The following is a 26,924-nucleotide window of genomic DNA, read 5'->3' as shown; positions in this document are numbered from 1 at the left end:
GCCGTCCGTGAGCGAGGAAACGCGCATGTACCAGTCAGTCCCCGATCCCCGGCCGCGAGTCCTGCATCTGACCCAGCCCGTGGACGGCGGGGTCGCCCGTGTGGTGACGGACCTGGCCCGAGCCCAGCTCGCGGCCGGTCTGCACGTCACGGTCGCCTGCCCGGACGGCCCCCTCGCCCCCGCCGTGCGCGGGCTCGGCGCCGACGTACGGCACTGGCACGCCACCCGCTCGCCGGGTCCGGGCCTCGTACGGGAGGTACGCCGGCTCGGTCAGGTGCTCGATGACGTGCGGCCCGACCTGGTGCACGCGCACAGCGCCAAGGCCGGCCTGGTCGGCCGGCTCGCGGTACGCGGGCGGATCCCGACCGTGTTCCAGCCGCACGCCTGGTCGTTCGAGGCGGTCGGCGGGATGACGGCGGCGCTCGCGCTGCGGTGGGAGCGGTGGGGGGCGCGTTGGGCGTCCCAGGTGGTGTGTGTGAGCGCGGCGGAGCGCGCGACCGGCGTGCGCGCCGGGATCGGCGGGCGGTGGACGGTCGTCCCCAACGGCATCCGGCCCGAACGCTTCCACCCCGCCCCCGTCGACACCGTACGGTCCGGTGTCCTTCCCGGTGTCGATCCGGCGGCGCCCCTCGTGGTGTGCGTGGGGCGGCTGTGCCGGCAGAAGGGGCAGGACGTCCTGCTGGACGCCTGGGACAGGGTGTCCCGGCGTGTTCCGGACGCCCGGCTCGTGCTCGTCGGTGACGGGCCCGACCAGGAACGGCTGCGCTCCCGCGCACCGCGGTCCGTGCTGTTCGCCGGGGCCGTCACCGACACCGCGCCCTGGTACCAGGCCGCCGACCTGGTCGTGCTGCCCTCGCTCTGGGAGGGCATGGCGCTCGCCCCGCTGGAGGCGATGTCCTGCGGCCGGCCCGTGGTGCTGACGGACGTGGACGGTGCCCGGGAGAGCCTGCCGCCCGCGCTCGTCCCCCGCTGCCTGGTACCGCCGGGTGATCCGACACCGCTCGCCGAGGCGGTCACCACGCTGCTGCTCGATCCGTTGCTGCGCGAGGCGCTCGGCCACCAGGGGCGCCGCCACGTCCTGTCCACGCACGACGTACGGCTCACCGCCGAGGCGGTGGCGGCCGTGTACCGCGACGTGCTCGGCGGCCCGGCCGCCGCAAGCGCCGTGCCCACCGAGTACAGGGAGTTCATCCACTCGTGACCGCGGAAAGTACCGTCCCCTCGCCCGGTGCCCAGCCACGGGATCCCGGTTTCGCCCCCCTGTCCGTCAAGCCGTCGCGCGGCAGCGCATCCGGTTTCCGCTTCCCGGCCCGCAGACCCCCGTCCAGGCCCGCCTCCCCGGCCCCGCTGCTCGCCGCGGACAGCATCGCCGCCCTGCTGGGCGCCGTGCCACTCGCCGGCACCGAGCACCAACTGCTGCTGGTGGCACTGCTGGTGACCGCGTCGATGCTGCTGCGCCGGCACCCGACCCGGCCGGTACCGGGCATCCTCGACGAACTGCCCGCCGTGTGCGGCCGGATCGCGATCGCCTGGTTGTCGGTCGGGGCGCTCGTCGCCGCGTACGCACCCCACCACGCCCTGTCCGCCCGCACCCTCGCCGCGGGCTTCGTGCTCCAGTCGGCGACGGCCTGCGCGACCCGGGGCACCGTGCACTGGCGGCGGCGCGTGCTGCGGCGCGCCCGGCCGCGGGCCGCGCTGGTCTTCGGCCCGGCCGGGACCGCGCAGCGGGTGGCCGCCGCCGTGCTGCGGCATCCGCGGTGCGGGGTGCGGCCGGTGGGCATCGTGACCGAACAGCCGGACGGCGGAGGTCAGTTGCCGGTACTGACGACCGGCGAGGAGGTCGAGCGGGCCCTCATCCAGAACGGTGTGCGGGACGTCCTGGTCGTCCATCCCTCCGCACGGTCCGCCCAGGGGCCGCTGCTGCGGGCGCTCGCCGAGTCGGGCTGCGCGGTGTGGGAGGTGGAGCCCGACTCCCCGTCGTACGCCTCGAAGGACCAGCTCGCCGGGTTCTCCTGCCGTCGGCTGGACATGGGCTCGCGGCGGCGCGGCGGCCTCGGCAAGCGGGCGCTGGACGTGGCCGTCTCCGGGACGCTGTTGCTGATGGTCAGCCCGCTGCTGCTGGTGTGCGCGGTGGCGCTGCGGCTGACCGGCGGGCCGGGTGTGGTGTTCCGGCAGGAGCGCATCGGCCAGGACGGCCGGCCCTTCACCCTGCTGAAGTTCCGCACTCACCGCCCGGTCGACGAGCACGAGGCGGCGACCCGCTGGAGTGTGGCGAACGAAGACCGCATGCCGTGGTTCTGCCGCTTCCTGCGCCGCACCTCACTGGACGAGCTGCTCCAGCTGTGGAACGTCCTGTGGGGCGACATGAGCCTGGTCGGACCGCGCCCCGAACGCCCGTACTTCGTCGCCAAGTTCAGCCAGGCACACCCGGGTTACGCGGCCCGCCACCGCATGCGGACCGGCATCACCGGCCTCTCCCAGATCCACGGTCTGCGCGGGGACACCTCCATCGAGGACCGGGCCCGCTTCGACAACGCCTACATCGACAACTGGTCGCTGTGGCAGGACGTCTGCATCCTGCTGCGCACCGCGGCCGCGCTCGTGCGCCCGACGGGGAGCTGAGCGCATGACCCACGCCCTGACCCTGCCCCGCGTCCGGCAGTGGCCCCCCGTCCTGCCCGTCCTCGCCGTGGTCGCCCTGCTCGCGCTGCCGCTCACACCGGGCGACGAGGGCGGCGCGGGACCGGCCGACGCGCTCTCCGCGCTCGTCGTCGTGTACTGCGCGATCCGTCTCGTACGGGACCGGCGCCGCCCCCTGTCCCGAACGGCGGTCGTGCTGCTGGGCCTGCCCGTGGCCGGGCTCGCGCTCGCCGCGGCGGGGGCGGCCTCGCCGGGGGCGGGCATCAGCGGCATGGGACGTTATCTCCAGGTGTTCGTGCTGGTCCCGGCCGCCGTCATGCTGCTGATCCGTGACCGGGGCGACTTCCGGCTGCTGGCCTGGGCGTTCGTGGGGCTCGCCGTGTGGCAGGGCGCGATCGGCACGCATCAGTACATGACCGGGACCGGCGCCTCGTACCAGGGCCAGGACATCCGGGCCGTCGGTACCTTCGGGGCGAGCGACGTGATGGGGATGGCGACCGTCGTCTCCTTCGGGCTGGTGTGCTCGGTGGGACTGGCCCTGGGCCGGACCTCCGTACGGCAGCGGGCGGTTGCCGCCGGCTGCGCGGTCGCGCTGCTGCTGCCGCTCGCGCTGTCCTTCAGCCGCGGTGCGTGGATCGCCACGGCCGTGACGTGCGGGGCGCAGCTGGTGCTGGCCGGGCTGCGGCGGGCGCTGACGGTGACCGCCGCGGTGGCCGCGACGGGCGTGATCCTGGTGGGCGGGTTCGGACTGGGTTCGGCGCAGCTCCAGGAGCGGATCGACAGCGTCACACGGGTCACCGACGCTCCCGACCAGTCCGTCACCGACCGCTACACGCTGTGGGCGGCAGCGGCCGGCATGTGGCGCGAACATCCGCTCACCGGCGTCGGGTTGAAGGGCTTCCCCGAGCACCGGGACGCGCACGCCTCGCTCGCGCTGTCCGCGGGCAGCGACACGGAGGGCGCTGGCGCGGACTTCCGCAAGCAGCCGCTGCTGTCCCCGCACAACATGTACCTCCTCGTCCTCGCCGAACAGGGCCTGCTCGGCCTGCTCGCGCTCGCGGGCTGCTGGCTGGCCCTGCTGGTGTGCGGGCTGCGCGGGCTGTTCCGGGTACGGCGTGACGGCCCGGGGCTCGACTGCGCTCTCGTCGCCTGCGGCCTGCTGATCTGGCAGCTGATTGACTTCCTGTACGCCGACATCGGCGGCCCCTCGACCGTGCTCACGGCGGTGTGCTTCGGGCTGGTGGCGTGGTGGGCGCTGGTCGGAAGCGGCGCACCGACGGCACGGGACACGGTGCGATGAAGGTGACGCCCTCCAGGCCCGGCGCGCACGCCGACACCGACGGCACCATGGTGGTTCCCTCCGCCCGCACCGCCGACGCTAGCGAACTCACCCCCGTCTCCCGGGGGTTCGTCGCCAAGGCCACCCTGATCACGGCCGCCCTCTCGATCGTCGGAGCCCTGCTCGGGCTGGTCCGTGACCAGGCGCTGGCCCGGCTGTTCGGTGCCGGGAGCGAGACGGACGCCTTCCTGGTGGCCTGGACCGTGCCCGAGTTCGCCTCCACCCTGTTCATCGAGGACGGGCTGTCCTTCGCGCTGATCCCGGCGTTCAGCCTGGCGCTGGCCCGCCGTGCGCAGGGCGCCCCCGGCGACCCGGTCCGCTCGCTGGTGACCGCCACGCTCCCCTGGCTGTCGCTGGCCTTCGTCGGTGTGTCCGCGACGGTCATCGGCGCCGCCCCCTACCTGGTCGAGGCCCTGGCACCGGGGTTGCCCGACCCGGGCCTCGCCGTCGACTGCACCCGGCTGACCGCGCTGAGCGTGCTGGGCTTCGGGCTCGCCGGGTACTGCAGTGCGGCCCTCAGGGCGCACCGGACCTTCCTCGCGCCGGCCGCCATCTACGTGGCCTACAACGCCGGCATCATCACCGCGATGTTCGTGCTCGGCGGCCAGTGGGGCGTGCGCTCGGCGGCCGTCGGGGTCGCGGTGGGCGGTGCGCTGATGGTGGCGATCCAACTGCCCTCAGTCTGGCGGCAGTCGCGACGCCGGGCAACGCCTCGCATCGCATCCGCCGAGGCGTCCGGGCAGAGCATGACGCTGGCGATGGTCGCCACCGTCCTCCTCTTCGCCCTGTGCCGGCAGTCCCAGGTCCTCATCGAGCGCTTCCTCGCCTCCACCCTCCCGGCCGGCGCCATCTCGCACCTCAACTACGCGCAGAAGGTGGCACAGATCCCGATGACGCTGTCGCTGATGCTGTGCACGGTCACCTTCCCGGTGGTGGCGCGGGCGCTGGCCGACGGCGACACGGAGCGGGCCCGGGACCGCGTGGAGCGGGACCTGGCGCTGGCCGCGTGTCTGGTGCTGCTCGGCGCGGCCACGGTGATCGCCTGCGCCCCCCAGATGGTCGGACTCCTCTTCCAGCGAGGCGAGTTCACCGCGGCGGACACGGCGGCGACCGCGGAGGTCATGCGCGTGTACGCACTCGGGCTGCTCAGTCAGACCCTGGTCGGCTGCCTGGTCCGGTCCCACTTCTCGGCGGGCCGCTCCACCTGGTATCCGCTCGGCGCGATGGCCGTCGGCATCGTCACCACCGCCGCCGTCGGCACCTGGACGGTGGGCCCGTGGGGAGTGGCCGGGATCGCCGCCGCGAACGCCGTCGGCATCACCGTCACGGCCATGGTGCTGCTCGCCGGCATGGGCCCGCGCAACGTCCCGATCCGCACCCGGCGGGTTCTCGCCGGGCTCGGCAGGACCCTGTGCGCGGCGGTCGCCGCAACCGTCGCCGGCGCGTACACGGCGAGCCGATTCGACTCGGCGGTACCGGGTCTGGCCGCGGGTTCCCTGACCGTGATCGCCGTCTTCGTCCTGTTCGCCAGGGCCCTGGACGTCCAGGGCGTCGCTTCCGCACTGCGTTCCGTACGCACCGTCACCCGAAGGCTCTCGTATGCCCGTTTCCGCTGACCGCGCCCCTCTCCGAGGCTCGGTGCCCTGGGTGGCGATGTACCACTCCGTGGGCAACTACCCGGACGACCCCTACCGCGTCACCGTGACGCCCGAGCGGCTGGACCGGCAGCTGCGCTGGCTGCGCGGACGCGGCCTCACCGGTGTCTCCGTGGCCGACCTGCTGGCCGCCCGCGCCCGCGGCGAGGGCCGCAAGCTGGTCGGACTCACCTTCGACGACGGTTACGCCGACTTCGTCGACCACGCCCTGCCGGTACTGCGCCGGTACGGCTTCGGCGCCACTCTCTTCGCGCTGCCGGGCCGGCTCGGCGGGGACAACGCCTGGGACCGGCTGGGCCCGCGCAAGCCGCTGCTCACCGCGGAGGGCATCCGGCAGGCGGCGGCGGAGGGGGTGGAGATCGGCTCGCACGGGCTGACCCACGTCGACCTGACCAAGGCCGACGACGCCCTGGTGAAGGCCGAGGTCGTCGAGAGCCGGGCCACGCTGGAGCGGTTGACGGGCTCTCCCGTCAACGGCTTCTGCTACCCCTACGGCACGATCGACCAGCGTGCCGTGGACGCCGTCCGCGACGCCGGATACACGTACGCCTGCGCGATCGACCCCGGTCCGCTGAACGGCCCGTACGCACTGCCCCGTCTGTACGTCGGGCAGGACGACAACGCCGTACGCCTGTTTCTGAAGTACCGGCTGCACCGTCTGCGCCGACGTCCTGTCGAGGGGGTCTGACGTGCGGGCCCTGCATGTCATCACCGGCCTGGGCGTCGGCGGTGCCGAGCAGCAACTGAGGCTGCTGCTGCGGCATCTGCCGGTCGACTGCGAGGTCGTCACGCTCACCAACCCCGGCGCGGTCGCCGACGGGCTGGCCGCCGACGGGGTGCGGGTGACCCACCTGGGGATGGCCGGCAACCGGGACCTGGGGGCGCTGCCCCGCCTGGTCCGGCTGATCCGCGCGGGCGGCTACGACCTCGTGCACACCCACCTCTACCGTGCCTGCGTCTACGGCCGGATCGCCGCGCGGCTCGCGGGAGTCCGGGCGGTCGTCGCCACCGAACACTCCCTGGGTGACTCGCAGATGGAGGGCCGCCCGCTGACGGCGGGGGTGCGTGGGCTCTACCTGGCCAGCGAGCGCCTGGGCCGGACCACGGTCGCCGTCTCCCCCACCGTGGCCGAACGGCTGAGGCGCTGGGGAGTACCGGCCCCCCGGATCGAGGTCGTCCCCAACGGCGTCGACCTGGACCGTTTCCGCTTCGACCCGGACCGGCGCCTGCGCACCCGACAGCGGCTGGGCCTGCCCGAGACGGCGTATCTCATCGGCGGCATCGGCCGGCTCACGGCCGCCAAACGCTTCGACGTCCTGATCCGGGCTCTTGCCCGACTCCCCGCCGACCACTGGCTGTTGCTGGCCGGCGGCGGACCGGAGGAGCACGCCCTGCGGCGGACCGCTCAGGACGCCGGGGTCACGGACCGCGTGCTGTTCACCGGCGAACGCCCCTGCGTCCCCGACGGCACCCCCGGCCCCGACCTGCCCTCCCTCACCTCGGCGATGGACCTGCTCGCCTCCCCCTGCCCGGAGGAGACCTTCGGTCTGGCGATGGTGGAGGCGCTGGCGTCCGGGCTGCCCGTTCTCTACTCCTCCTGCCCGGCGCTCGAGGACCTGCCCGCGCACACCGCGGGGGCCGCGCGCCTCGTCCGGGGCGGCCCCGACACCTTCGCGCGGGCCGTCACCGCGACCCGGGCCATGGGCCCTGGCCCGCGCACCGCGCCCGAGGCTGCCGACCGCTACAGCATCACCCGCAGCGCCGATCGCCTGATGAACGTCTACGCGGCCGCGGTGGCCACACCTTCCATGTCTGAATCACCCCAGGGAGTCCCTTCCTCATGACCGAGAACCCCACTGGACCAAGCCACTCGGCCACCGGCCTGGCCCGCGTCAGGACCCTGCCGCCCTGGTCCCTGCTCGCGGCCGGAACCCTCGTCGGCGGTCTGCTCGGCGGGGTGTACGGGGTCGTCGAGCCGCCCGAGTACTCCGCCACGTCCTACGTCGTCGCCGTCCCGACCGCGAAGTCCGACCCGGCGACCGCGACCGGCTTCGCGCAGGCCTACGGCCGGGTCGCCACGCAGCTCGCGGTGCTCGGGGACGCGCAGGTGTGGGCCGGAGTGCCGGTGACGACGCTGAAGTCGAGCGTGCGGACTCAGACCTCGCCGGACGCCCCGATGGTCTCCATCACGGCCACCTCCACCCGCCCCGACCTCGCCGCCGACATGGCCAACGCCGTCTCCCGCGCGCTGACCCGGCACGCGAACGACACCAAGGACGCCACCCGCGTCGAGCTCCAGCAGTTCGCCCGGGCCACCAAGCCCAGCGAGCCGTCCTCGGCCTCCCCGGTCCTGATCGGCCTGGTGGGCGCGAGCGCGGGTGGCCTGCTCGGCGGGCTGGCGCTGCTGGCCCGGCCCAGGCGACCCGGGGACACGTCCGGACGCCCCGCCTCCGTACCGGGCCCGGCCCTGGCCGCCGACGCCCACGGGCAGCTGTGAGGTACCGGGCGGAACTCGTCACCACAGAACAGGACTTCGCCGAACTGGCGGCGGAGTGGGGCGACTTGTACCGCCGGTGCGGGTCCGCCACCCCGTTCCAGAGTCACGCCTGGCTGCACTCCTGGTGGCTGTCGTACGGCAGACGCGGCCGGCTGCGGCTGGTGCTGGTGCGCGACGGGGCCGACCTGGCCGCCGCCGCGCCGCTGATGCGCGTGGACCGCCCGGTGCCCTCGCTCGTGCCGCTCGGCGGGTCCATCTCCGACTACGGGGACGTCCTGCTGGACGACGAGCGCGGCCCGGAGGCGGTCGCCGCACTCGCCGATGGCCTGTCAGCTGCCGCTCGCACCGCCCTGATCGACCTCCGCGAGGTACGCCCGGGCGGGGCCGCCGAGCGGATCTACGGCCACTGGAGCGGGCCCCGGCGCCGGGTGGACGACTCGGTGTGCCTGGAACTGCCCGCCGCTTCCATGGACGAACTGATCACGCGCCTGCCCACGGCCAAGGCCCAGCAGCGGGTCCGCGCCAAGCTGCGCAAGCTGACCGCCCTCGGGATCCAGCGGCACACCGTGACACCGGACGAGGTGGACAAGGCGCTGCGGCGGCTCATCGAGCTGCACGCACTCCAGTGGGAGGGCCGAGGGGTGACACCCGAGCATCTGCGACCGCGGTTCCGCGAACACCTGGTGCGCTCGGTCGCGCCGATGGTGCGCTCCGGGGACGCGGTGGTCACCGAGTTCCGCCTCGACGACGACGTGGTGGCCGTGGACCTGACCCTGCTGTCGCGGCGGCTCGCGGGCGGCTACCTGTACGGCGCCCACCCATGCCTGCGGGAACGCAGGGCGGACGTGGCGGTGATGCTGCTCGACGCATGCAGCCGGCACACCCAGGACGGCGGGCACGGCACGCTGAGCCTGCTGCGCGGCAACGAGCCGTACAAGCACCACTGGCGGCCCGAGGAGGTCGTCAACCAGCGGCTGCTGCTGGCCCGGCGGCGCACGGCCCCGCTGCTGGCGGCGGTCGAGTGCGACGTGGCCGCGCGGCGGCGGGGCAAGGAACTGCTGCTCCACTGGCAGGGCCGGACGGAGCGGAAGGAGCGCCACGGTGACGGCGGATCGTGAGGGAGTCCGCCGCCACCGGCCGGCCGCGCTACGGGTTGCGCGCCCACCAGTCGAAGCGCAGGCACAGCTTCCCGCCGAGCCAGTACTCGACCCAGTCGCCCAGATCCAACGGCGCGCACTTGGGCGGGCTCGTCGGGCTGGCGGGGGCGGTGGGCTCTTCCGGCTCCGTGACGGGGTCGGTGGGCTCGGCCGGCTCCGTGAGGGGGTCGGTGATGGTGCCGGAGAGGAGGGCCCGGTAGATCTCTGCCGCCCTCGGGTTGTCCGGGCACTGCCACACACCGTGCGGGCAGTAGTCGGTCAGCGTGTTGTAGAGCGGCTTGTGCTCGTTCATCCAGGCGAGCATGCGCCGCATGTATTCGGCGTTGTCCCCGTTGCGGAACAGTCCCCATTCCGGATAAGAGACGGGCTTTCCGTGAGCCTTGGCGAAATCCACCTGCGCCTGAAGGCCGTAGGGCTCATTCACCTGTTCGTCGAATGTCACCCCGGACGGCTGGTCGTAGGAATCCATGCCAACGATGTCGACCGAGTCGTCCCCCGGATAACACTGCGTCCAGGGCACGGCGTCCCGTCCTCGGGACGGCGCGAAGTCGAACCGGAACTTCTGCCCCGGCACCGCACGCATGGTCGTGACGATCCTGTTCCAGTACGTCTTCCAGGCCTCCGGGTCGGGCCCGCAGCGATGGGTGTATGTGCTGCCGTTCATCTCCCAGCCGAGCACGATCACCGTGTCCGGCACCTTCAGCCGCACCAGCCGTTCGGCCAGGGCGCGGAAGTGACGGTCGAACCGGCCGGCGGCGCCCTGGCGCAACAGCAGCCGCACCTCGGCGTCGGAGACCTGCTCCTCGTTGCGCTCCAGCATGGGGACGTTGAGGACGAACATCCGGTCGTCCCGCCCGGTGCGCCAGCGCGCCCACGCGTCGAGGAACCCGGGGGCGCCCTCGATGTTGCTCCAGCGGTCACCGGGCAGATAGGTGTGTCCGACGCGCAGTTCGGCACCGCCCAGCCAGCGGCTGAGGTCGAGCATGCGGGCCACACCACTGGGGCCGTAGTCGAGGTAGGCGCCGAACGCGGGGGCATGCCTTCCGGGCCACGCCGGGGCCGGGAGGGGTGGCGGTGTCACCCTCGGCTGCTCGGGCAGGGCCGGGGCCACGGGAACCGGTGTGACAGCGGGTGCCGGAGCGGGAGGACCGGCGACCCGTGCCACCCCCGCACCCGCGGCGAATCCTGGACCGGACGCCAGTGCCGTCGTGGCGACGACCGACGCCGCGACGACGGCCAACCGCCCGGGCCGGGTCCGTCGATGCTGTGGGGCCATGCCTGCTCCTCTCTCCACGCTCGGACTTTCGCTTTCGCTCTCTCTGTCGCGCCCTCAGGCTTTTCCCTTACCTGACACTCAGTCATATCAATATGAATTCCGCCACCGTGCTTACGGCTTTCGTGTGCTCCGATCGCCCGCACGAGTGACACAACCGAAGGACGATGCCGTGTCGCCGTTCGACAGCCGGGTCCCCGCAGTACTGCTGCGGATCGACCCCAATCCCTTTCACCACGGAACGCTGGGTGCCGTGCGCTCACTCGGCCGGGCGGGTCTGGAGGTGCACCTGGTCGCCGACTGCGCGGGAAGTCCGGTCCGTGCGTCCCGTTTCGTACGGCAGTTGCACCCCCCGCCGCCGCCCGGCGCGTCCCAGTCCGACATCGCTGTCGTGCTGCGTCAGGTGGCCGCCCGGATCGCCGGTCACGCCGTCCTGATCCCGATGGACGACGCGAGCGCGGTCGCGGTCGGCCGGCTGCGCGAGGAGCTGGCCCCCTCCTACCTCCTGCCGCAGCAACCCCCGGCGCTGCCCGAGCGGGTGGCCGACAAGGCCGAGTTGGCGGCGGTGTGCGCGGCCGCGGACATCCCGCATCCGGAGACGGTCGTCCCGGCGAGCGCCGGCGAGGCCGCCGCCGCGGCCTGGCGGCTGGGCCTTCCGGTGGTGGCGAAGTGGAGCCGCCCCTGGCTGCTGCCGACGGCGGGCGGGCTGCGCAGCACGGTCGTGGTGCGCAGCCCGCAGGAGGCGCACGAGCTGTATCTGCGCACCGAGGAGGCGGGCAGCCGGCTGCTGCTGCAGGCGTTCCTGCCGCCGGGCCCGGACCGCGACTGGTTCTTCCACGGTTACGCCGACCGCACGGGCGCGGTGATCGGCGGCGGCCCCGGCGTGAAGGAACGGTCCTGGCCGCGCGCGGCGGGCCTGACCGCGGTGGGGCGCTGGCGGCCGAACCCGGACGTGCAGGCGCTCGCCGAGCGGCTCACCGGCGCACTGGGCTACCGCGGAATCCTCGATCTCGACTTCCGCCGCTGCGGCACGACCGGCGCCTACCACCTTCTCGACTTCAACCCGCGCCCCGGTGCCCAGTTCCGGCTCTTCGCGGACAGCGCGGACCTGGACGTCGTACGGGCCCTGCACCTGGACCTGACCCACCGTCCGCTGCCGGAGGGTTCTCCCCTGCCGGGGCGCGCCTTCGTGGTGGAGAACTACTCCCCGCTCACCCTGCTGCGTCCCGCTCCCGACGGACGTGAACTGGCCTGGCACGCGGAGGACGACCCGGAGCCGGGCCGGGCGATGCGGGGGCTGTGGGCACGCCATGTGTCCCGCCGCGTGCGGGAACGACTGCTACGGCCGGGCGCAGACGGAACCGGACGCCTGGCCGAGGCCACCGTGTCCGTGCCACCGCCCTCCCCCGCCACGCCCTACCGGTCCCCCGCACTTGCGAACGGCCTCCCCGACGAGCTGTCCGACGAAAAGAAAGTGAGCAGCTGCTGATGTACGACCTCCTGGTGGTGGGCGCGGGCCCGTACGGTCTGTCCATCGCGTCCCATGCGGCGGCCGCCGGACTGCGGCTGCGGGTGTTCGGCCGCCCCATGGCCTCGTGGCGTGACCACATGCCGCGCGGGATGTTCCTCAAGTCGGAACCCTGGGCGTCCAACCTGTCGGACCCGGCGGGCCGGCTGCGGCTGGACGCGTACTGCGCTGGCCAGGGCGTGGCAGCCGAGCACGGGGAGCCGATCCCGGTGGAGATGTTCGCCGCGTACGGCCAGTGGTTCGCCCGTAACGCGGTACCGGAGGTGGACGAGCGGACGGTCACGCGGATCGCCCCCTGCCCGGGCGGCTTCGAGGCGGTCACCGAGGACGGCGAGACCCTGCACGCCCGCGCGGTCGCGCTGGCGGTCGGTGTGATGCCCTTCGTGGAGCTGCCGGCCGCCCTGCGCGGGCTCCCCGCCTCCCTGGTGTCGCACAGCAGCCATCACGACGACCTCAACCGCTTCCGCGACCGGGACGTCACCGTGATCGGCGGTGGCCAGGCGGCCCTGGAGACGGCGGCCCTCCTCGCCGAGCAGGGCACGCGCGTACGCGTCCTGGCGCGCGCCGACCAACTGGAGTGGAACGACGTGCCACCGCCCTGGCAACGCCCCTGGTGGCAGAGGGCGCGCGCCCCTCACAGCGGCCTCGGCCCCGGCTGGCGCAACTGGTTCTACTCCGAACGCCCCGGCCTCTTCCACCGGCTTCCCGAGGCGAGGCGGACACGGATCTGCGCCTCGGCGCTGGGGCCGGCCGGAGCCTGGTGGCTGCGGGACCGGATCGAGCCGGCCGTCGAGGTGCACCTCGGCCACGAGGTGGCGGCGGCCCGTCCGGTGCGCGGCGGGGTGCGGCTCGATGTGGTGAGCGGCGGGGGCGGGTCGGAACCGTCGGGGTCGGGGCGGGCCCTGCGTTCCCTGGAGACCGAGCATGTCATCGCCGCCACGGGCTTCAGGGCGACGGGAGAGCGTCTGCGGCTGCTCTCCGACGAACTGCGTGGCTCCCTGGCGACGGTGGCCGACGGCGCGCCGCAGGTCGGGCGGGACTTCGAGTCCTCTTGTCCAGGGCTGTTCCTCGCGGGTCTGGTGACGGCGTCCGGCTTCGGCCCGGCCATGCGCTTCGTGCACGGGGCGACCTTCACGGCGAGCACGCTCGTGGGCGGAGTGCGGAGGCACCTGTCCACGGGCTCACCCGGCGGAACGATCCCGGCGCCCAGCGGCCGGGGACAGCGCGGGGCGGCGCCCGCCGTGCGGCCCTGACGCAGCTTCTGGCCGGGTGACTCGGCCACCACGGGGAGGATGCCGGGCGTGCGCGGCCGGCACCCTCCACGGGTCATCGACGGGACACTGCTCGGCTTCGCCGGTACAGGACGGCTCCGGCCGCGACCAGTGCGGCGCTCGCGGCCGATGTGCCGAGCAGGGCCTCGCTGCCGGTCTCCGCCAGAGCGGGCCGGTCGTCTCCGGTGTGCGGAGTCACGTGGCCGCCGTCGGCGGGGGGAGGCGTGCTCTTCCCCCCGGGGGGTGGGGTGGACGGAGGAGTCGTCGCAGGGGTGTCGCCGTATCCGTCCGAGGTGTCCTCGGCGCAGGAGTTGCCGAAGGCGGGGTTGAGTACGGTGGCCAGACCGACGCTGTCGCCGCACACGTTCAACGGCACCTCGACCGGAACCCGCACGTCGTTGCCGGAGCCGACGCCGGGCGAACCCTCGGTCCCGCCATCCGCGTCCTCATCTTGGTCATGACCCGAGCCGTATGAGGAGTCGTCCTCAACTCCCTCGTCCCGCGCAGCGCAGTCATTGCCGAAAGCGGGGTCGAGTGCGGCGGCCACGTCGATCGTGTTGCCGCACAGGTTCAACGGCACCTCGACCGGGACCTGCACGTCGTTGCCGCTCACCACACCCGGCGAGTCCACGGCGGACCCGTTCGCCTGCGAATCGGCCAGGGCGGGACTACCACACAGGGACAGAACACTCGTCGCGGCGGCGGCCGCGAACATTCCCCTGCTCAGGGTCTGTCGCACTCTTGATCGTCTTCCTGCTTGAAGAAATGGAAAAGCCGGCCTTGGAACGGACAAGGATGTCCAAGGCCGGCCATGACGCAGCCGTACGGCTGGTGGGGAACGACGTCAGCCGTTCACACACACGTTGCCGAACGCCGGGTTCAAGATCCCGCCTACGTTCACGGAGTTGCCACACACATTGATGGCCGCGTGAATGGGAATCTGGACCACGTTGCCGGACAGGAACCCTCCGGAACCGACGGCGACACCCTGGGCCTCCGCGTCAGCGAAAGCCGGAGTGGCCGCACCCAGAGCCATGATCACGCCCGCAACGACAGCAGCGGTCTTCTTCATGAACTTTCCCTTCTCTGCGGTCATGCCTCATTGACGGCCGAAACCGCGCGAGCACAGCCGTACGGCTCGCACCATGACCAGCAGCCTGCACACGAGAAATTGACCGAAGAAGGGAAAATCAACTGGCGACACACCGAAATTCACTCGGATGGGCCGCATAATACCGCCGCCGTACCGCCGAAAGAGCTACACAGCCGCCGACACCCTCACCCTGCGGGACGGCTTACTTCTCGCTGTTCGCCGACAGGACCGACACGTCCTCCAGGACGTGCGAGAGCGCGCCGTCACGCTTGGCCTGCGTGGAGTTGTCGGCACACTGCTGGGTCATGTCGTCCGAGAGGATCGGCACATCCTGGACCGGGATGAGGTTGATGACGGCGACGTTGATGTCCTCCAGGGCGGCGCACGGCTTGTTCAGCGTGCCGTTGACCAGGGAGAGCTGCGGGCTCATGTCGCCCTTGGTCGCCGAGTTGCCGAATTTCGACGAGGCGCCGTTGCCGTTCGCCACGGTCGGCCCCTTGTCGTCACCGATGGCAAGCGCCTGGGGCGCGGCCGCCACCGACATGCCAATGACAGAAGCGGCAGCCGCCGCGGCGACCATTGCCTTCTTGAGCACTTCGCTTTCCTTTCGTCGTAGCGACGCATGTCCTACGGCCTCATCAACCGGGCCCTCGTGAATTGGTTGCGGGGATTCACCCGGTTGGCCCGCATGAAATGCCGGTGCACCTGATCACCAGGGCCGACGAGGCTCGCCAGGCGGTTTCGGTATGGGCCGACGGAGTGAACGGGAGAAACCATGCTGCGCCAATGCAGTTGAACCAGATCGCTCCCACGCAGACGTTTCCTCCGAAAGGACTGGCCAGTGATCAAGAAGGTCTTTGCCACCGCCGCGATTGCCGCTTCCGTCATGGGCGCCGCCGCTGCCGCGGCTCCGCAGGCGATGGCGCTCGGCGACGACGCGGGGCCGGTCTCCTCGAACGGTAACGGCGCGATGCAGAGCTTCGGCAACTCGAGCACGTACGGCAACATGAGCCCCCAGATGGCTCTGATCCAGGGCTCCTTCAACAAGCCGTGCCTCGCTCTGGACGACGTCAGCGTCCCTGTCGTCAACCTCATCCCCGTCCACGACGTGCCGATCCTCTCGGACGACATGACCCAGCAGTGTGCCGAGAACTCCACGCAGACCAAGCGTGACGGCGCGCTGGCGCACCTGCTGGAGGACGTGTCGGTCCTGTCCCAGAACGGCGAGGGCTGACATCGACGGGAGGGCGGGGCCACCGAACTGATCGGTGGCCCCGCCCTTCGTGCGCCCTCGACCGGATGCAAGGTCGCCAACCCGCTTGCCACCCACGCCGGTTGTGCAACACTCGTGCTCAACTGGCCCGTCTCGTCCTGGCGTCTGCCAGGGGTCGCTTCGTCGTTCGAGGTGTCACACGTGTTGCTGAAATGACGGCGACACGGCGGCCACTGCTGTCACACGGCGACCTCTTGATCAAGCTGGTGTCTTCTGCGAAGGAGACCACCGTGCGAATTTCTGACATGCAGCGCTGCGAGGTCCGGCCGGGACAACTCGTCGAGTGGACGGTCAGTGCGGCGACCGTCGCGGCTGCGGCGGTGCTGCCACCGGATCCGCGGCCGCCGGCGTACATCCAGGAGTCGCACGTCAGGACGGCACGGTCGGTGCGCGAGGACGGTCTGTTCGTGCCCACGTGGCTCGGGGCGGCCTTCGACCTGCCGGGCCGTGTGGACCTCGGTGCGCTGGAAGGGGCCCTGCGGGACTGGACGTTGCGGCACGAGACGCTGCGCAGCGGATTCAGGTGGGCCGGGGACGACATGCAGCGCTTCACTCTCGATGCGAGGGACGTGTCGCTGCAACGGGAGGTGGTCGGTGACTTCACCGAGCCGGAGGCGCTGGTCAGTTACCTCCAGGGCCGGTTCGACATCGCGGCGGACGCACTGGGTTGGCCGAACCTCATGTATGCGGCGGTCGTTCGCGAGGACTCCGTCAGTGTCTACATGGCCTTCGACCACACCAATGTCGACGCCTACTCCCTGCAGCGCATCCCGGAGGAGATCAGCGAGCTGTACATGGCCGGCGTCACGGGAGAGCCCGTCGTCGGTACGCCTGTGGGAAGTTACGTCGACTTCTGCGAGCAGGAGCGGGCGAACGCCGACGGGATCGACGACACCCACGCGATCGTCGCGCGCTGGCGGGAGTTCGTGAGCCGGTGCGACGGAAGGCTCCCGGAGTTCCCCGTCGACCTCGGTGTGCAGCCCGGCGGGGTTCTGCCCGCACAGAAGCTGCTGTGTGAACCACTCGTCGACGCGAGCGCCGCCGCCGCGTTCGAGGAGTACTGCCGTCCCTACGGCGGGAGCCTGGTGGGCATCCTGGCGGCGACCAGTCTCATCGTCCACCAACTCGGCGGACAGCCGGTCTACCGCACGGTCGTGCCGTTCCACACCCGGCTGAAGTCGGCGTGGTCGGATTCCGTGGGCTGGTATGTCGGCGGCGCCCCGATCGAGGTGCCCGCGGCCCGGGACTTCGAGGAAGCGCTCGTCTCGGTCCGCGCCGAGTTGCGGGCCAACCGGTCGCTGGCGCGCATTCCGCTGGCCCGCGTGCTGCGCCTGCTCGGCACGGACTTCCGTCCGACGTCACCCGACATGTACTCGATGGTCTCGTACGTCGATGCCCGCCTCATTCCCGGCTCGGCCCGCTGGGCGGAGCAGAGGGCGTACGGGCTGATCCGGGTGTCGTACGGCGACCAGGTGTGCGCCTGGGTCAACCGGCTGCACGAGGGCCTGTGGTTCGCCTGTCGCTACCCGGACACCGAGGTCGCCCACAAGAACGTGCGGCGGTACGCCGAAGGACTGCGGGACGTGATCGTCTCCGTACCCGCGCATGGTTGCCTGCGGGTCGCGGAGCCGGTGTTCACCTGACGCGACTTGCTTTTGCTTCAACCGCGTTGACCCGTCCCCCATCAAAACCGTTTCCTCGGGCGGGCAGTTGGCGTCAACTCGGTGATGGTGCGGGGTGTATCCCCCTCAGGAACACGCCTGTTGCGTGCAGGTACCCACCATGATTACTGCTAGTATTCGGTCAGTCACGCTAGGCAATCAGCTGTGGCGTACGAGCGACGAACGAGGTGTTCCATGCGCAAGATTCAGCAGGTCGTGATCGCAGCAGCAGTGGCGGCCGGCGGCCTGTCCGCCGTCGGCGCCGGCACCGCCGCCGCCGACACCTCCGACGGGGGGCTGCAGGTGAACAACCTCTACCGCCCCTACCAGGAGTGCAGTCCGCAGACGGTGGCCGAGAACAACGTCCCGATCGGCGTGCTCGGCCTCGCGACCACCACGGACACCACCTGCGGCCAGTTCAACACCGCCTTCCAGGGCTGAAGTCGGCAGGCACCCCCCACAAAGGACAACGCATCAGATGTTCAACAGAAGGAAGATCGCGGCCCTTTCGGTGCTGACCGGGGGCATCCTCATGACCTGCGTCGGCATCACCCAGGCGCAGGCCGCGGCGGGCCCGGGAACCTGCACTCGCGACCTGTTCGGTTTCACCTGCACCCAGCAGATCACGGGAGTGATTCCCGAAGATGGCGTCATCCCCCACCAGGAGACCTGCAAGCCCGTTGAGCCCGTGACACTGCCCGCCGCCCTGGGCAACGGCAGGGCGCGGCTGGGCCCCGAGGTAACCTGCGCCTCCCCGGCATTGACAGCACCCGATGCGACCGGCACCGCACCGGAGGGGACCGGCCTGTTGGGCTGAGCCCCACAAACCGATGACGCGACATGGGGAACGTAGATCCTCGATAGCTACACAGTGTGTGTATATGCTCACATTGAGTAGTCAAGCCGGGCGGTCCTGCCCGGGTGAGAAAGGGTCAACCATGCGTATGTATCAGCGCGCTGCAGTCGTAGCGGCGGCGATTGCGGGGCTGTCCACCCTCGGTGCCGGCGTCAGTTTCGCCGGTAACGACGACGCGCCTCCGCCGATCGCCGCCGTGGCCTCCTCGACGGCCAACGCCGTCGCCACTGGGGGCAGCTACTACAACCTGCCGGAGGTCCAGCCGGAGGCCCAGCCCGAGGTCCAGCCGGAGGCCCAGCCCGAGGTCCAGCCCGAGGTCCAGCCGGAGGTCCAGCCGGAGGTCCAGCCGGAGGTCCAGCCCGAGGTCCAGCCCGAGGTCCAGCCGGAGGCCCAGCCCGAGGCCCAGGAGCACGCCGAGCCCGAGACGGGTTTCGAACATCACCAGGACGGCGGCGAAGAGTAAAGACGCCCCTAAAGCTCCTCCACACAGCGCCACATGGGCACCACAACCCCCTTCGGAAGCTTGATGCACATGGCACGAACGCTACGTTCGGTCCCGCGTCGATACAGCGGGTTCAACGGAGTGCTGAGTGATACCCCGTGGCGCATGCAGCCCGGACGCGCCGCTCGATCAGGGCACGCGTCCGGGCTGCGGCCATGTTGCCGCCGAGCGCAGCTGCCAGCGCGTCCAGGCACAGAACGCTCTGTTTCGACCTTCTAGGCCCGGGCGCACGCTGGTCATCGGCACCAGCGCTCGGGCCTCCGTCGTAAAGGAATCCAGTACATGTTTACTCCGCAGAAGATCGCCGCCGTCTCGGGCCTCGTCACAAGTCTCGCCGCGATCTGCCTCGGTGCCTCACACGCATATGCGGCCGGCGCCGACTGCACGACCACCGCGCAGGGTGACACCGTCTGCATTCGCAAGAGCGAGACGCACGTCGAGAAGGACGGCACGAATGTCATCCAGCAGACGCAGGACTGCTCGACGACAGACCGACCCCAGGTGGTGGATCCGCAGGACGAGCTGTTGGACGGTGGTTCCGCAAGCGTCGGGCCGGTTGTGGAGTGCTCCAACACGGCCACCCTGCCCAAGGACTTCAACAAGGACTTCAGGAAGCCGCACATCGGGTTCTGATCGCCAGCGTCGAATGCCGGGCCGGGATCGTCCCCGGCCCGGCATTTCGCTTTTGTGCGGCAGGTCTGCCCGTGAAACGGAAAATCCCCGGCGCCCCGTCAGCGATCGGGGCACCGGGGAAGGGTCACGCCTTACTTGGCGACCGAGTTGTCGCAGCCCATGGTGGAGCCGATGTCGGTGGCCTGGGCGCCCGGGTTGCCCTCGCCGTTCAGCCCGTTGCCCAGCAGGCCGTTGAGGATGCCAACCTCGCCGAGGAGGTCGAGGTTCAGGTCGTGCGACCGGCAGTTGGAGCTCTGCGTGACGTTGAATCCGCCGTCACCCTGGCCCGCGTTGGCGGTGCCTGCACCCAGGAGGCCGAGGCTCCCGAAGGCGACGACGAGGACGGCAGCAGTGCGGAGCTTACGCATGTCATCTCCGGTGAAGTGAGGTGGACGCGATCCCCGATTGATCAACGTCCGTGCAGTCATGAAGGCCGAACGAACAGCCGACAGAATCCAGCGACGCGCCGGACCTTCGCTGTCGAGCAGGCCGGGTGACACACAAATGGTCCCGGCCCGATGCCGGGACCATTTGGTGTTCGGCGCCGTGGCGCCGGGCAGAGCCTTAGAAGGCGCTGTTGTCGCAGCCCATGGTGGAGCCGATGTCGGTGGCCTGGGCGCCCGGGCTGCCCTCGCCGTTCAGCCCGTTGCCCAGCAGGCCGTTGGCGATGCCGACCTCGCCGAGGAGGTCGAGGTTCAGGTCGTGCGACGTGCAGGTGCTGCTTTGCGTGACGTTGAATCCGCCGTCACCCTGGCCCGCGTTGGCGGTGCCTGCACCCAGGAGGCCGAGGCTCCCGAAGGCGACGACGAGGACGGCAGCAGTGCGGAGCTTACGCATGTCATCTCCGGTGAAGTGAGGTGGACGCGATCCCCGATTGATCAACGTCCGTGCAGTCATGAAGGCCGAACGAACAGCCGACAGAATCCAGCGACGCGCCGGACCTTCGCTGTCGAGCAGGCCGGGTGACACACAAATGGTCCCGGCCCGATGCCGGGACCATTTGGTGTTCGGCGCCGTGGCGCCGGGCAGAGCCTTAGAAGGCGCTGTTGTTGCAGCCCATGGTGGAGCCGATGTCGGTGGCCTGGGCGCCCGGGTTGCCCTCGCCGTTCAGCCCGTTGCCCAGCAGGCCGTTGAGGATGCCGACCTCGCCGAGGATGTCGAGGTTCAGGTCGTGAGACCGGCAGTTGGAGCTCTGCGTGATGTTGAACTTCTCGCCGTGCTCGTCCTGACCGCCGGCGTTGGCAGTGCCGCCGGCGAGCCCGATGCTGCCGAGTGCAGCTACCAGGACAGCAACGTTGCGAAGCTTGCGCATGTCATCTCCGGTGAAGTGGATGGATGCGATCTGTAACAGATCGACTCCCTACAGCTACGGAAGATTAGTGCGAAACGTCACAAACTGGTCGAAGGCGCGCCGAATTCGTGATCGCGGAGCGAAAACACCCAAAAGCCGTATCGCATGCGAATAGGTCCTGGGCAACGATCCCTGAGCCCGTCCCGGGCGTCGACGTCCGGCCGCCCTGCAGAGCTAGCGAGCGCTGGCGAGGGCGTTCGACTGGCTGTTGGCCTGGGTGCATTCGACGCCCCGGGTCTGGGAGGCGCCGAGCAGCGCGACCGGGACATTCGCGTCGAGCAGGGTCTGCGGGCTGCACTCCTGGGCCGGTCGGAACAGGTTGTTCTGGGCCGGCGCGACACCCTGCGCCGTCCGCGCCGTCTGCGCCGTCTGCGGGGCCGGGGAGGAGAATTGAGGGTTGATCTGCGGGTTGAGCTGAGGGTTGAGCTGCGGTGCAACCTGGGTGCCGCGCTGCGCGGCCGGGGCCGGGGCCGGCTGCTGAACGGTCGGCGAGCCGTAGCTCTGCGTGGTCGCCTGAGCGGACGTGGCTGTGGTGGCCTGGGCGTCCGGCTGCGAAACGGGAGGCGGCACAGCCCCGTTGAAGGCGGCGGGGGTGACGGCAGAGCTCGATCCTGCCCCGACGGCGGTCAGTCCGCCGGCCGCTGCGACGACGAGCGCGATTTGCTGGAGCTTGCGCATTGAATTCTCGGCCCTTCATTGACCTGTGCACGAAATTCTGGGGAAACGCTGATACGGCAGCGCAGTTGCAGCTGTTCGCACTGCCCTGAGTGGCTGCGATGGACCAACGTCCTTGCCCCGTGGGGAACGAGACAAGAACAGACGCAGATACGGGCGCCGGGCCGTGTCACTCGTTTGCCGCATACGGCGTACGGGCCACAACGCCCGCTGCGGCACGCGGCAAACGGGTGACGGGCCGTGGGATTCCGTGACCACGGCCAGGCGTCCTCGTTCCAACCGGGAGAGGGCAGCGACCGTAGACCTGAAGAGGGTGAGTCGAGTCGCTGTCGGCTTTGATGCGAAGTCCGCGTGCCACTCGGGATCACCGTTGCTGACCGTGCAGTTGGGAGCAGCGCACCGGCTGCACGCGTGACCGCACTGAATGCAATGAACTTCCCAATTCAGGTATGAAGGGCCGAGAGTTTCATGCGCAAGCTTCACAAGGCCGTGCTCCTAGTAGCAGCGGCCAGCGGTCTGTCCGCCATGGGCACCGGCATCAGCCATGCCGACTCTCCCATCGCTCCCCCGCCGGCGCCGGCTCCCGACAACCCGGCTCCGCAGGCCGCCCCGGCGCCCGCCTACCAGTCGGCACCTCAGGCCGCGCCCGCACCCGCCTACCAGCAGGCACCGCAGGCCGCCCCGGCGCCGGCGTACCCGTCGGCACCGCAGGCCGCACCCGCACCCGCACCCGCACCCGCCTACCAGCAGGCACCCCAGGCCGCACCCGCACCCGCCTACCAGCAGGCACCCCAGGCCGCACCCGCACCCGCCTACCAGCAGGCACCTCAGCACGCCAGCTACGCCGCCGCCTCGGCGCAGGGGTCGGCACAGGCCTCCGCCTCGCCGTACGCGCAGCAGGCGGTACCCGCGCAGCCGGCACCGGCCGCACCGGCTCCCGCACCCGCACCCGCACCCGCACAGCCCCAGGTCATGCCGCAGGTCATGCCGCAGGTCGCCCCCCAGTTGGCCGTCCCCCAGACCTTCGCGCCAGAGCCGCCGACGACTGTCACCCCTCAGGTGAACCCGCAGGTCAACCCGCAGGTCAACCCGCTCATCAACCCGCAGCTCGCGTCGGCGGGCGCGCCGCAGCTGGCTCCGGTCGGCCTCGGACAGCTCGCGGCGCCTCCCGTCGGCCAACTGGGGCTTCCCCGACTCGGCTGACGGCCGCCAGAGCCGCGTCCACCACATCCCCCTCTTGCAGACCCCATCCGCTCGAAATGGAGTACCCCATGCGCACGTTCCACAAGGCAGTCCTCGTGGGCGCCATCCTCGGCAGTGTCGGCTCCCTCGGCGCCGGCGCCGCCTTGGCACACGGTGAGCCGGGCAACGACTTCGACATCACGCAGGGCATCGAATGCCGCTCGCACGACATGAACATCGAGGTAATCGGCAGCATCGGGGCCCTCACCGGCCTGGCAGGCAACCTGCTGAACGGTGAAGGCAACCCCGGTGCGCAGCAGAACCACCTCGGTTCAGACATGGGCTGCGACAACCGGGCGTTCTGACTGACCTTCACCACCTCTTGTCCGGCTCGTTCCGGCACAAGCCGACGGTGCAGCGGACTGCGTGCAGGCGACCGCCGACGTCCAACAGCCGCCAAGCCACCTCGATCCCCGGGATGCACCCCCGTCCGTCCTCTTTTTGGCCCTGGTCGGCTCGGGGGTGCAGACAAGGGAGATACGCAGCCACCTACCACATCCCGCAACCCGCCGTGTGGTCTCCCATCTCACTCCCTACCCGCGCCGAGACAATCTCGGTGTGGGGCGAGGGAGTTTTCTGTGTTGGATGGCCTACGCGCCCCGCGCCAACGGGTCATACCTCACCAGGCCCTCAACAGGTGGGGGATGGGGCGCAGGATCAGGAGCCGGCCGACCAAGCCGGCAATCGTGGCTCGTCGGATGAGCGGCCTTCGGCCGGGAGGACCACGAGACCGGGGACACGGTCGAGCGCAGCGTCGACCGCGTCGGGGAGTGCTGGCCGCAGCGCGTCAGCGGCGCCACATCGGACTGCGCATGGCAGCAGTTGCCGTCAGCGCCGGTGGGCCGTCGGAGGCGACGGCCCACCGGCGCTTCTCCGCGTGGACAAGGGCCAGGATGTGGGACGAACTCCACCGCCTGGTCCTCGACCGGGGCCGCATCAGCGGGCTTTCACCCTGTTGCCGGCCGGCGGTGTCAGCTCGTGCTGAGTGGTGGTTTACTCGGCGTCGAGCTGATGGTCGGCCCACACGTAGCTTTCGGGCAGCAGGTCGGTGACAAGGAGGGTTCGGAGACGGTCGTCTTCGCCGACGATGACCTTGAGGGCGGGGAAGTAGTCGGGAAGGACTTGGCGGCACCGGCCGCACGTGTGGACAACCCCGGTCGCGGTCGCCCACGGCGATGATCGTGTCCAGGTCGTAGGTGCCCTGAGCGGCTGCCGCGCCGATGAGGACCGGCTCGGCGCAGGGACCTCCGGTGAAGTGGTAAGCGTTCACCGCCGTGACGATCCGGCCGTCGCGGGCACGGGCCGCGGCCACGGCCACGGCCGCCATGGTGTGGTTGTCGCCCCGGCAACGAGTGCGAGCCATGCGGGCAGCAGCTTGGATGAGTTCGTGATCGACGGGGTGGGTCTGCATGGTCATCTTCTGCCTTCGTCAGGTGTCAGGCGACGTTGACCCGAGTGACGATGGCGTGCAAGCGGATATCGGCGGTGTGCTTGTTCCGCCAGATGATGCAGCAGCGGACCATGCTGCCCTGTTCCTTGTGACGGGCGGGACTTGGCGATCTCCTTGATCTCGCGCCGCTCGGACAGGCTGAATGCCTTCGGCCGACCGTCTTTGTGCTTCGGGTACCTGGCGACACCGCGCCGCCCGGACCAGGATCCGAACGGCGCGTCACATCACTAGGGGGCAGAGGTTCTAGAGGTTCTCTGATGTGGCACTGGCCCGGCGCCCGCGGCGAGTTGGACTGGACCCAGGGGATACGACTACTCCCACCTGCGGCAATGGCCACTCCAGCGCGGCATCACCCGCCGCAGGGCCGGACAAGGCATCGAGACTTCGCAGCGACCGGGGCCGCCACCGCTGGAACATCGAACACACCATGGCCCGGTTCGCCGACTGCCGCCGCCTCCTCCGACGCCACGAGCGCCAGGCGGAGCACTTCCTCGTCTTCACCAGCATCGCCGGCGCCCTCATCCGCTACCGCGGACTCGCCACATGAGATGGCTTCTTGACGACGCTCGGCCCCAGACGCGCCAGCGAGCGAAAGAAGCGATCCGGCAGGAACACGGCGTCCGCGATGATCATGGCTCCGGAGAAGAGTGGCAGCCCCAAAAGCAAGGCGATGCCGATATGCATGCTCAGCAACATCGTCAGGACTGGATACTTGAGCCTGCCGAACAGGACAAACGGGAAGGCAACCTGCAAGAGCACGGCCAGGTAGCCAGTGATGCTGAGCAATAGCGGGTGAGCGTCAGCCATCTGGGACAACATCGGCCAGGGATGGAAGAACCGAAGGTTCAAGACGTAATGGAGAGCGGTGCCATTGCCCCAGAGGCCGCCCTGAACCTTGTAGAGGCCCGCAGCACCATAAAGGAAGCAGACCTGGACTGCGATGACGCACATGGCACAGTTGTGCAGCACCGTGATCAGCGTCTTTCGGACGCCGCCGAGATCACCCCAGATGGCACTGGTTCCCACGGCGCCCAGCCGCCGTCGGCACCAGCCCGCAGATCTCGATCGCTTGCCACACCGACGCGCGTCCAGTGACCAGCACGTGCCGCAAGCCGTGAACATGAGGTAGATGGCCATCAGGAGGATGAGGTTGTCACCGCCGTCCGTCATGAGGATCGCCCTGGCGTGGAATGAGGCGACCACGACAGCGAAGAGAACGGACACGGCTCTGGTGCGCCAACCCAGCATGAACAGTGCGGATGTGGCGAGAGCAGTTACGTAACAGAACTCGAAGTAGGCCCTGCTGTCGGACAGCGTGAGGATACTGGCCCAGCCGGTTTGGTCGAAGAGCTGCCTGGCCAGTGCGGGGGTCCATGGCGAACTGGGGCCCCAGATCTCCTCGCGGTGGGGGAACTCACGTAGCAGGAAGAGGAGGTAAAGCAGTCCGTAGCCAATCCGCAGCACTGCGGCGGCATACAGGGATACGGGCCGTTCTGTCAGGAGGGCGAAAAGCCCGCCGAGCCGGTCAGATACGTACCCTAGAGGGCCTGCGTTCGTCTGGCAGGCAGTTCGTTCAGGAGCGTGTGCGGCGGATGACGCCAGTTCAGTAGCGATGGGGGGTCACCTTCCACCAGGGCAGATAGCGGGTGCTGACGGATGCCGGCGCGGCGCGCGTGTCGCCTTGGCCGCTATAAGCGGTGATAGGCATGGTGATCACCCGGAGTTGGAGCGATTCGAAGTCGCCGTGGCGATGTTGGGCAATTCGGTGGGCTGCGATATTGCGCAGGTACTTCTGAATCATCAACGCACGCTCGGAGCGCGACTGATCACCCCCGCCATGCAACTCGAGGTAGGAATTACAGGCACGGCGAAGCATGTTCTGGCTGGTATGGCTAGGAAACGGGTTGTGCTCGACCGCGGAGTAGTCCGCCGCGGTGAGATCAAACCAGGAACTCACATGAGAAGTGCCGTCAGGACCGATGTGCATGGTCCTCACAGAAATCTGCCGGTTGACCGACTCCGGATTCGGGGCGAAGAGTCGCCAATCCTGTTCGAACAGCGGATAGACCCATGCATTGACCTGTTGGCTGTAACGCTGCGATACAGGGTTTGTGGGGGCCACATGCAAAAACACCAGAAGCAAATGGATCAAAGCTGTGGTGAGAGACAGGCAGATTGCCGCCGCCAGTCCTGCCCTCAGCAAGCCGTGGGGCCTGGATGGCCTGCCTGGTACTTGAGGCTCTTGACGCCCATCCCATACCGGCTGCTCAGGGACGATCGGTGCGTGCTCCTTCACGTATGCCGCATCGCTTCTAACTGACACAGTCGCACCCGGCCTTGTCCGCCCCGGTTTTCCTCATCTGTCCTCCTGTATCCCCACTGCGGCGCGCGGCAGAACCGTTGACGGTTCTGCCGCGCGCCGCCTACTCCACGACGGTCTCATCCGGCTCCGGTCGTCCGGCGTGAAGACCAAGCGTGTCGTCTGCTACTCGTGACCGCCGTGACCGAGCTTGTCTCCCATACCTCCGAACTTGCCGCCGAACTTGCCGCCGAACTGGTCTCCGGACTTTTCGCCGACCTTTTCCTCGTGACCGCGACTTTCGCCGATCTTTTCGCCGATCTTCTCGCCGATGATTCCGCTGTATTTACCGTGACCGTGACCGTGTTCCTCGTCCTGGTCCTGGTCCTGGCCATGGCCATGGTCATGGTCGCAAGGACAGGGCTTGTCACCGTGCCCACCACCGGTCGTTCCGCTGGTGGTTGCGCCGGTCGTCCCCGCGGTCGTGGTA

Annotated in this window: 29 protein-coding genes and 1 pseudogene; 19 read left to right on the top strand and 11 right to left on the bottom strand. The window is 70.1% G+C overall.

Going from position 1 to position 26,924, the window contains the following annotated elements:
• Positions 1–25 precede the first annotated feature (25 nt).
• From AQJ46_RS10175 to AQJ46_RS10140, 8 genes are read left to right on the top strand one after another with little or no spacing between them, the layout of a single operon-like run.
• Positions 26–1,201, top strand: a complete 1,176-nt coding sequence (locus tag AQJ46_RS10175; protein ID WP_059205258.1) for a glycosyltransferase — start codon at positions 26–28, stop codon at positions 1,199–1,201.
• Positions 1,198–2,622 (top strand): sugar transferase, encoded by a 1,425-nt coding sequence (locus AQJ46_RS10170; protein WP_059205257.1) that lies wholly within the window; start codon positions 1,198–1,200, stop codon positions 2,620–2,622. The genes AQJ46_RS10175 and AQJ46_RS10170 overlap by 4 nt, the downstream gene beginning before the upstream one ends.
• Before the next feature lie 4 nt (positions 2,623–2,626).
• On the top strand, positions 2,627–3,940 hold the full coding sequence (locus AQJ46_RS10165) for an O-antigen ligase family protein (protein ID WP_059205256.1): 1,314 nt from the start codon (positions 2,627–2,629) through the stop codon (positions 3,938–3,940).
• A complete protein-coding gene (gene murJ / locus AQJ46_RS10160; protein ID WP_059205817.1) occupies positions 3,937–5,595 on the top strand; it encodes a murein biosynthesis integral membrane protein MurJ in 1,659 nt (552 codons plus the stop codon). Before AQJ46_RS10165 ends, murJ begins: the two co-directional genes overlap by 4 nt.
• Positions 5,579–6,322 (top strand): polysaccharide deacetylase family protein, encoded by a 744-nt coding sequence (locus tag AQJ46_RS10155; protein ID WP_059205255.1) that lies wholly within the window; start codon positions 5,579–5,581, stop codon positions 6,320–6,322. Before murJ ends, AQJ46_RS10155 begins: the two co-directional genes overlap by 17 nt.
• Position 6,323: 1 nt before the next feature.
• A complete protein-coding gene (locus AQJ46_RS10150; RefSeq protein WP_059205254.1) occupies positions 6,324–7,478 on the top strand; it encodes a glycosyltransferase in 1,155 nt (384 codons plus the stop codon).
• Positions 7,475–8,131, top strand: coding sequence for a YveK family protein (locus AQJ46_RS10145; RefSeq protein ID WP_059205253.1), 657 nt, complete (start codon positions 7,475–7,477; stop codon positions 8,129–8,131). Before AQJ46_RS10150 ends, AQJ46_RS10145 begins: the two co-directional genes overlap by 4 nt.
• Positions 8,128–9,249: a GNAT family N-acetyltransferase gene (locus tag AQJ46_RS10140; protein WP_059205252.1), complete on the top strand. Its 1,122-nt coding sequence runs from the start codon at positions 8,128–8,130 to the stop codon at positions 9,247–9,249. The genes AQJ46_RS10145 and AQJ46_RS10140 overlap by 4 nt, the downstream gene beginning before the upstream one ends.
• Before the next feature lie 28 nt (positions 9,250–9,277).
• On the opposite strand, the gene AQJ46_RS10135 is transcribed toward AQJ46_RS10140, so the two are convergent.
• Positions 9,278–10,564: a glycoside hydrolase family 26 protein gene (locus AQJ46_RS10135; protein WP_059205251.1), complete on the bottom strand. Its 1,287-nt coding sequence runs from the start codon at positions 10,562–10,564 to the stop codon at positions 9,278–9,280.
• 169 nt (positions 10,565–10,733) lie between these two features.
• On the opposite strand from AQJ46_RS10135, the gene AQJ46_RS10130 reads away from it, so the two are divergent.
• Together AQJ46_RS10130 and AQJ46_RS10125 are read left to right on the top strand one after the other, a co-directional pair.
• Positions 10,734–12,050 carry a carboxylate--amine ligase gene (locus tag AQJ46_RS10130; protein ID WP_059205250.1) on the top strand — a complete coding sequence of 439 codons (1,317 nt, stop codon included), beginning with the start codon at positions 10,734–10,736 and terminating at the stop codon, positions 12,048–12,050.
• Positions 12,050–13,342 carry an FAD-dependent oxidoreductase gene (locus AQJ46_RS10125; RefSeq protein ID WP_059205249.1) on the top strand — a complete coding sequence of 431 codons (1,293 nt, stop codon included), beginning with the start codon at positions 12,050–12,052 and terminating at the stop codon, positions 13,340–13,342. Before AQJ46_RS10130 ends, AQJ46_RS10125 begins: the two co-directional genes overlap by 1 nt.
• 73 nt (positions 13,343–13,415) lie before the next feature.
• On the opposite strand, the gene AQJ46_RS10120 is transcribed toward AQJ46_RS10125, so the two are convergent.
• From AQJ46_RS10120 to AQJ46_RS10110, 3 genes are all read right to left on the bottom strand, one after another.
• Complete coding sequence (locus AQJ46_RS10120) at positions 13,416–14,099, bottom strand: chaplin (protein ID WP_225887289.1); 684 nt, start codon at positions 14,097–14,099, stop codon at positions 13,416–13,418.
• Between the two features lie 105 nt (positions 14,100–14,204).
• Positions 14,205–14,456: a chaplin gene (locus AQJ46_RS10115; protein ID WP_208616908.1), complete on the bottom strand. Its 252-nt coding sequence runs from the start codon at positions 14,454–14,456 to the stop codon at positions 14,205–14,207.
• Between the two features lie 199 nt (positions 14,457–14,655).
• A complete protein-coding gene (locus AQJ46_RS10110) occupies positions 14,656–15,048 on the bottom strand; it encodes a rodlin (RefSeq protein ID WP_059205247.1) in 393 nt (130 codons plus the stop codon).
• A gap of 246 nt (positions 15,049–15,294) precedes the next feature.
• Between AQJ46_RS10110 and AQJ46_RS10105 the strand changes: the two genes are divergently transcribed.
• From AQJ46_RS10105 to AQJ46_RS10080, 6 genes are all read left to right on the top strand, one after another.
• The gene (locus AQJ46_RS10105) at positions 15,295–15,687 is read left to right on the top strand and encodes a rodlin (RefSeq protein ID WP_059205246.1); all 393 of its coding nucleotides are present in this window, start codon (positions 15,295–15,297) and stop codon (positions 15,685–15,687) included.
• A gap of 269 nt (positions 15,688–15,956) precedes the next feature.
• Positions 15,957–17,369: a condensation domain-containing protein gene (locus tag AQJ46_RS10100; protein ID WP_059205815.1), complete on the top strand. Its 1,413-nt coding sequence runs from the start codon at positions 15,957–15,959 to the stop codon at positions 17,367–17,369.
• A 213-nt stretch (positions 17,370–17,582) separates the two neighbouring features.
• Positions 17,583–17,828 (top strand): hypothetical protein, encoded by a 246-nt coding sequence (locus AQJ46_RS10095; RefSeq protein WP_059205245.1) that lies wholly within the window; start codon positions 17,583–17,585, stop codon positions 17,826–17,828.
• Positions 17,829–17,865: 37 nt separating this feature from the next.
• Positions 17,866–18,204, top strand: a complete 339-nt coding sequence (locus AQJ46_RS10090) for a hypothetical protein (protein ID WP_059205244.1) — start codon at positions 17,866–17,868, stop codon at positions 18,202–18,204.
• Between the two features lie 121 nt (positions 18,205–18,325).
• The gene (locus AQJ46_RS10085; protein WP_059205243.1) at positions 18,326–18,706 is read left to right on the top strand and encodes a hypothetical protein; all 381 of its coding nucleotides are present in this window, start codon (positions 18,326–18,328) and stop codon (positions 18,704–18,706) included.
• Positions 18,707–19,027: 321 nt separating this feature from the next.
• Entirely contained in the window at positions 19,028–19,378 is a 351-nt protein-coding gene (locus tag AQJ46_RS10080) for a hypothetical protein (RefSeq protein ID WP_059205242.1), read from the top strand.
• A gap of 131 nt (positions 19,379–19,509) precedes the next feature.
• On the opposite strand, the gene AQJ46_RS10075 is transcribed toward AQJ46_RS10080, so the two are convergent.
• From AQJ46_RS10075 to AQJ46_RS10060, 4 genes are all read right to left on the bottom strand, one after another.
• Positions 19,510–19,785, bottom strand: a complete 276-nt coding sequence (locus AQJ46_RS10075; RefSeq protein ID WP_059205241.1) for a hypothetical protein — start codon at positions 19,783–19,785, stop codon at positions 19,510–19,512.
• Positions 19,786–19,981: 196 nt separating this feature from the next.
• Positions 19,982–20,254, bottom strand: coding sequence for a hypothetical protein (locus AQJ46_RS10070; RefSeq protein WP_059205240.1), 273 nt, complete (start codon positions 20,252–20,254; stop codon positions 19,982–19,984).
• A 196-nt stretch (positions 20,255–20,450) separates the two neighbouring features.
• Positions 20,451–20,729: a hypothetical protein gene (locus AQJ46_RS10065; protein WP_059205239.1), complete on the bottom strand. Its 279-nt coding sequence runs from the start codon at positions 20,727–20,729 to the stop codon at positions 20,451–20,453.
• A gap of 213 nt (positions 20,730–20,942) precedes the next feature.
• Entirely contained in the window at positions 20,943–21,446 is a 504-nt protein-coding gene (locus AQJ46_RS10060) for a hypothetical protein (RefSeq protein ID WP_059205238.1), read from the bottom strand.
• A gap of 465 nt (positions 21,447–21,911) precedes the next feature.
• On the opposite strand from AQJ46_RS10060, the gene AQJ46_RS10055 reads away from it, so the two are divergent.
• Entirely contained in the window at positions 21,912–22,646 is a 735-nt protein-coding gene (locus AQJ46_RS10055; protein ID WP_059205237.1) for a hypothetical protein, read from the top strand.
• A gap of 68 nt (positions 22,647–22,714) precedes the next feature.
• Entirely contained in the window at positions 22,715–22,990 is a 276-nt protein-coding gene (locus tag AQJ46_RS10050) for a hypothetical protein (RefSeq protein WP_059205236.1), read from the top strand.
• 688 nt (positions 22,991–23,678) lie between these two features.
• Here AQJ46_RS10050 and AQJ46_RS57150 read toward each other — a convergent pair.
• The 3 genes and pseudogenes from AQJ46_RS57150 to AQJ46_RS55400 form a co-directional block, all read right to left on the bottom strand.
• A pseudogene (locus AQJ46_RS57150) lies at positions 23,679–24,102 on the bottom strand (cytidine deaminase family protein).
• A 558-nt stretch (positions 24,103–24,660) separates the two neighbouring features.
• Positions 24,661–25,635, bottom strand: coding sequence for an HTTM domain-containing protein (locus AQJ46_RS10045; protein ID WP_404828429.1), 975 nt, complete (start codon positions 25,633–25,635; stop codon positions 24,661–24,663).
• Positions 25,636–25,738: 103 nt separating this feature from the next.
• The gene (locus AQJ46_RS55400; protein WP_079072209.1) at positions 25,739–26,338 is read right to left on the bottom strand and encodes a DUF5819 family protein; all 600 of its coding nucleotides are present in this window, start codon (positions 26,336–26,338) and stop codon (positions 25,739–25,741) included.
• A 288-nt stretch (positions 26,339–26,626) separates the two neighbouring features.
• On the opposite strand from AQJ46_RS55400, the gene AQJ46_RS10035 reads away from it, so the two are divergent.
• On the top strand, positions 26,627–26,924 hold a 298-nt coding region (locus AQJ46_RS10035), incomplete at its 3' end, for a hypothetical protein (RefSeq protein WP_159064010.1).

It is taken from the genome of Streptomyces canus (genome assembly GCF_001514145.1).
In the GTDB taxonomy this organism is placed as follows: Bacteria; Actinomycetota; Actinomycetes; order Streptomycetales; family Streptomycetaceae; genus Streptomyces; species Streptomyces canus.
The sequence above is the reverse complement of the archived record's forward strand: the minus strand, read 5'-3'. Positions and strand labels throughout refer to the sequence as shown.

Coding starts and splice junctions, on each gene's coding strand:
- AQJ46_RS10060 (WP_059205238.1), bottom strand. CDS start 21,446: ATGCGCAAGCTCCAGCAAATCGCGCTCGTCGTCGCAGCGGCCGGCGGA.
- AQJ46_RS10050 (WP_059205236.1), top strand. CDS start 22,715: ATGCGCACGTTCCACAAGGCAGTCCTCGTGGGCGCCATCCTCGGCAGT.
- AQJ46_RS10175 (WP_059205258.1), top strand. CDS start 26: ATGTACCAGTCAGTCCCCGATCCCCGGCCGCGAGTCCTGCATCTGACC.
- AQJ46_RS10135 (WP_059205251.1), bottom strand. CDS start 10,564: ATGGCCCCACAGCATCGACGGACCCGGCCCGGGCGGTTGGCCGTCGTC.
- AQJ46_RS10070 (WP_059205240.1), bottom strand. CDS start 20,254: ATGCGTAAGCTCCGCACTGCTGCCGTCCTCGTCGTCGCCTTCGGGAGC.
- AQJ46_RS10145 (WP_059205253.1), top strand. CDS start 7,475: ATGACCGAGAACCCCACTGGACCAAGCCACTCGGCCACCGGCCTGGCC.
- murJ (WP_059205817.1), top strand. CDS start 3,937: ATGAAGGTGACGCCCTCCAGGCCCGGCGCGCACGCCGACACCGACGGC.
- AQJ46_RS10095 (WP_059205245.1), top strand. CDS start 17,583: ATGCGCAAGATTCAGCAGGTCGTGATCGCAGCAGCAGTGGCGGCCGGC.
- AQJ46_RS10055 (WP_059205237.1), top strand. CDS start 21,912: ATGCGCAAGCTTCACAAGGCCGTGCTCCTAGTAGCAGCGGCCAGCGGT.
- AQJ46_RS10155 (WP_059205255.1), top strand. CDS start 5,579: ATGCCCGTTTCCGCTGACCGCGCCCCTCTCCGAGGCTCGGTGCCCTGG.
- AQJ46_RS10065 (WP_059205239.1), bottom strand. CDS start 20,729: ATGCGCAAGCTTCGCAACGTTGCTGTCCTGGTAGCTGCACTCGGCAGC.
- AQJ46_RS10080 (WP_059205242.1), top strand. CDS start 19,028: ATGTTTACTCCGCAGAAGATCGCCGCCGTCTCGGGCCTCGTCACAAGT.
- AQJ46_RS10115 (WP_208616908.1), bottom strand. CDS start 14,456: ATGACCGCAGAGAAGGGAAAGTTCATGAAGAAGACCGCTGCTGTCGTT.
- AQJ46_RS10085 (WP_059205243.1), top strand. CDS start 18,326: ATGCGTATGTATCAGCGCGCTGCAGTCGTAGCGGCGGCGATTGCGGGG.
- AQJ46_RS10090 (WP_059205244.1), top strand. CDS start 17,866: ATGTTCAACAGAAGGAAGATCGCGGCCCTTTCGGTGCTGACCGGGGGC.
- AQJ46_RS10125 (WP_059205249.1), top strand. CDS start 12,050: ATGTACGACCTCCTGGTGGTGGGCGCGGGCCCGTACGGTCTGTCCATC.
- AQJ46_RS10165 (WP_059205256.1), top strand. CDS start 2,627: ATGACCCACGCCCTGACCCTGCCCCGCGTCCGGCAGTGGCCCCCCGTC.
- AQJ46_RS10075 (WP_059205241.1), bottom strand. CDS start 19,785: ATGCGTAAGCTCCGCACTGCTGCCGTCCTCGTCGTCGCCTTCGGGAGC.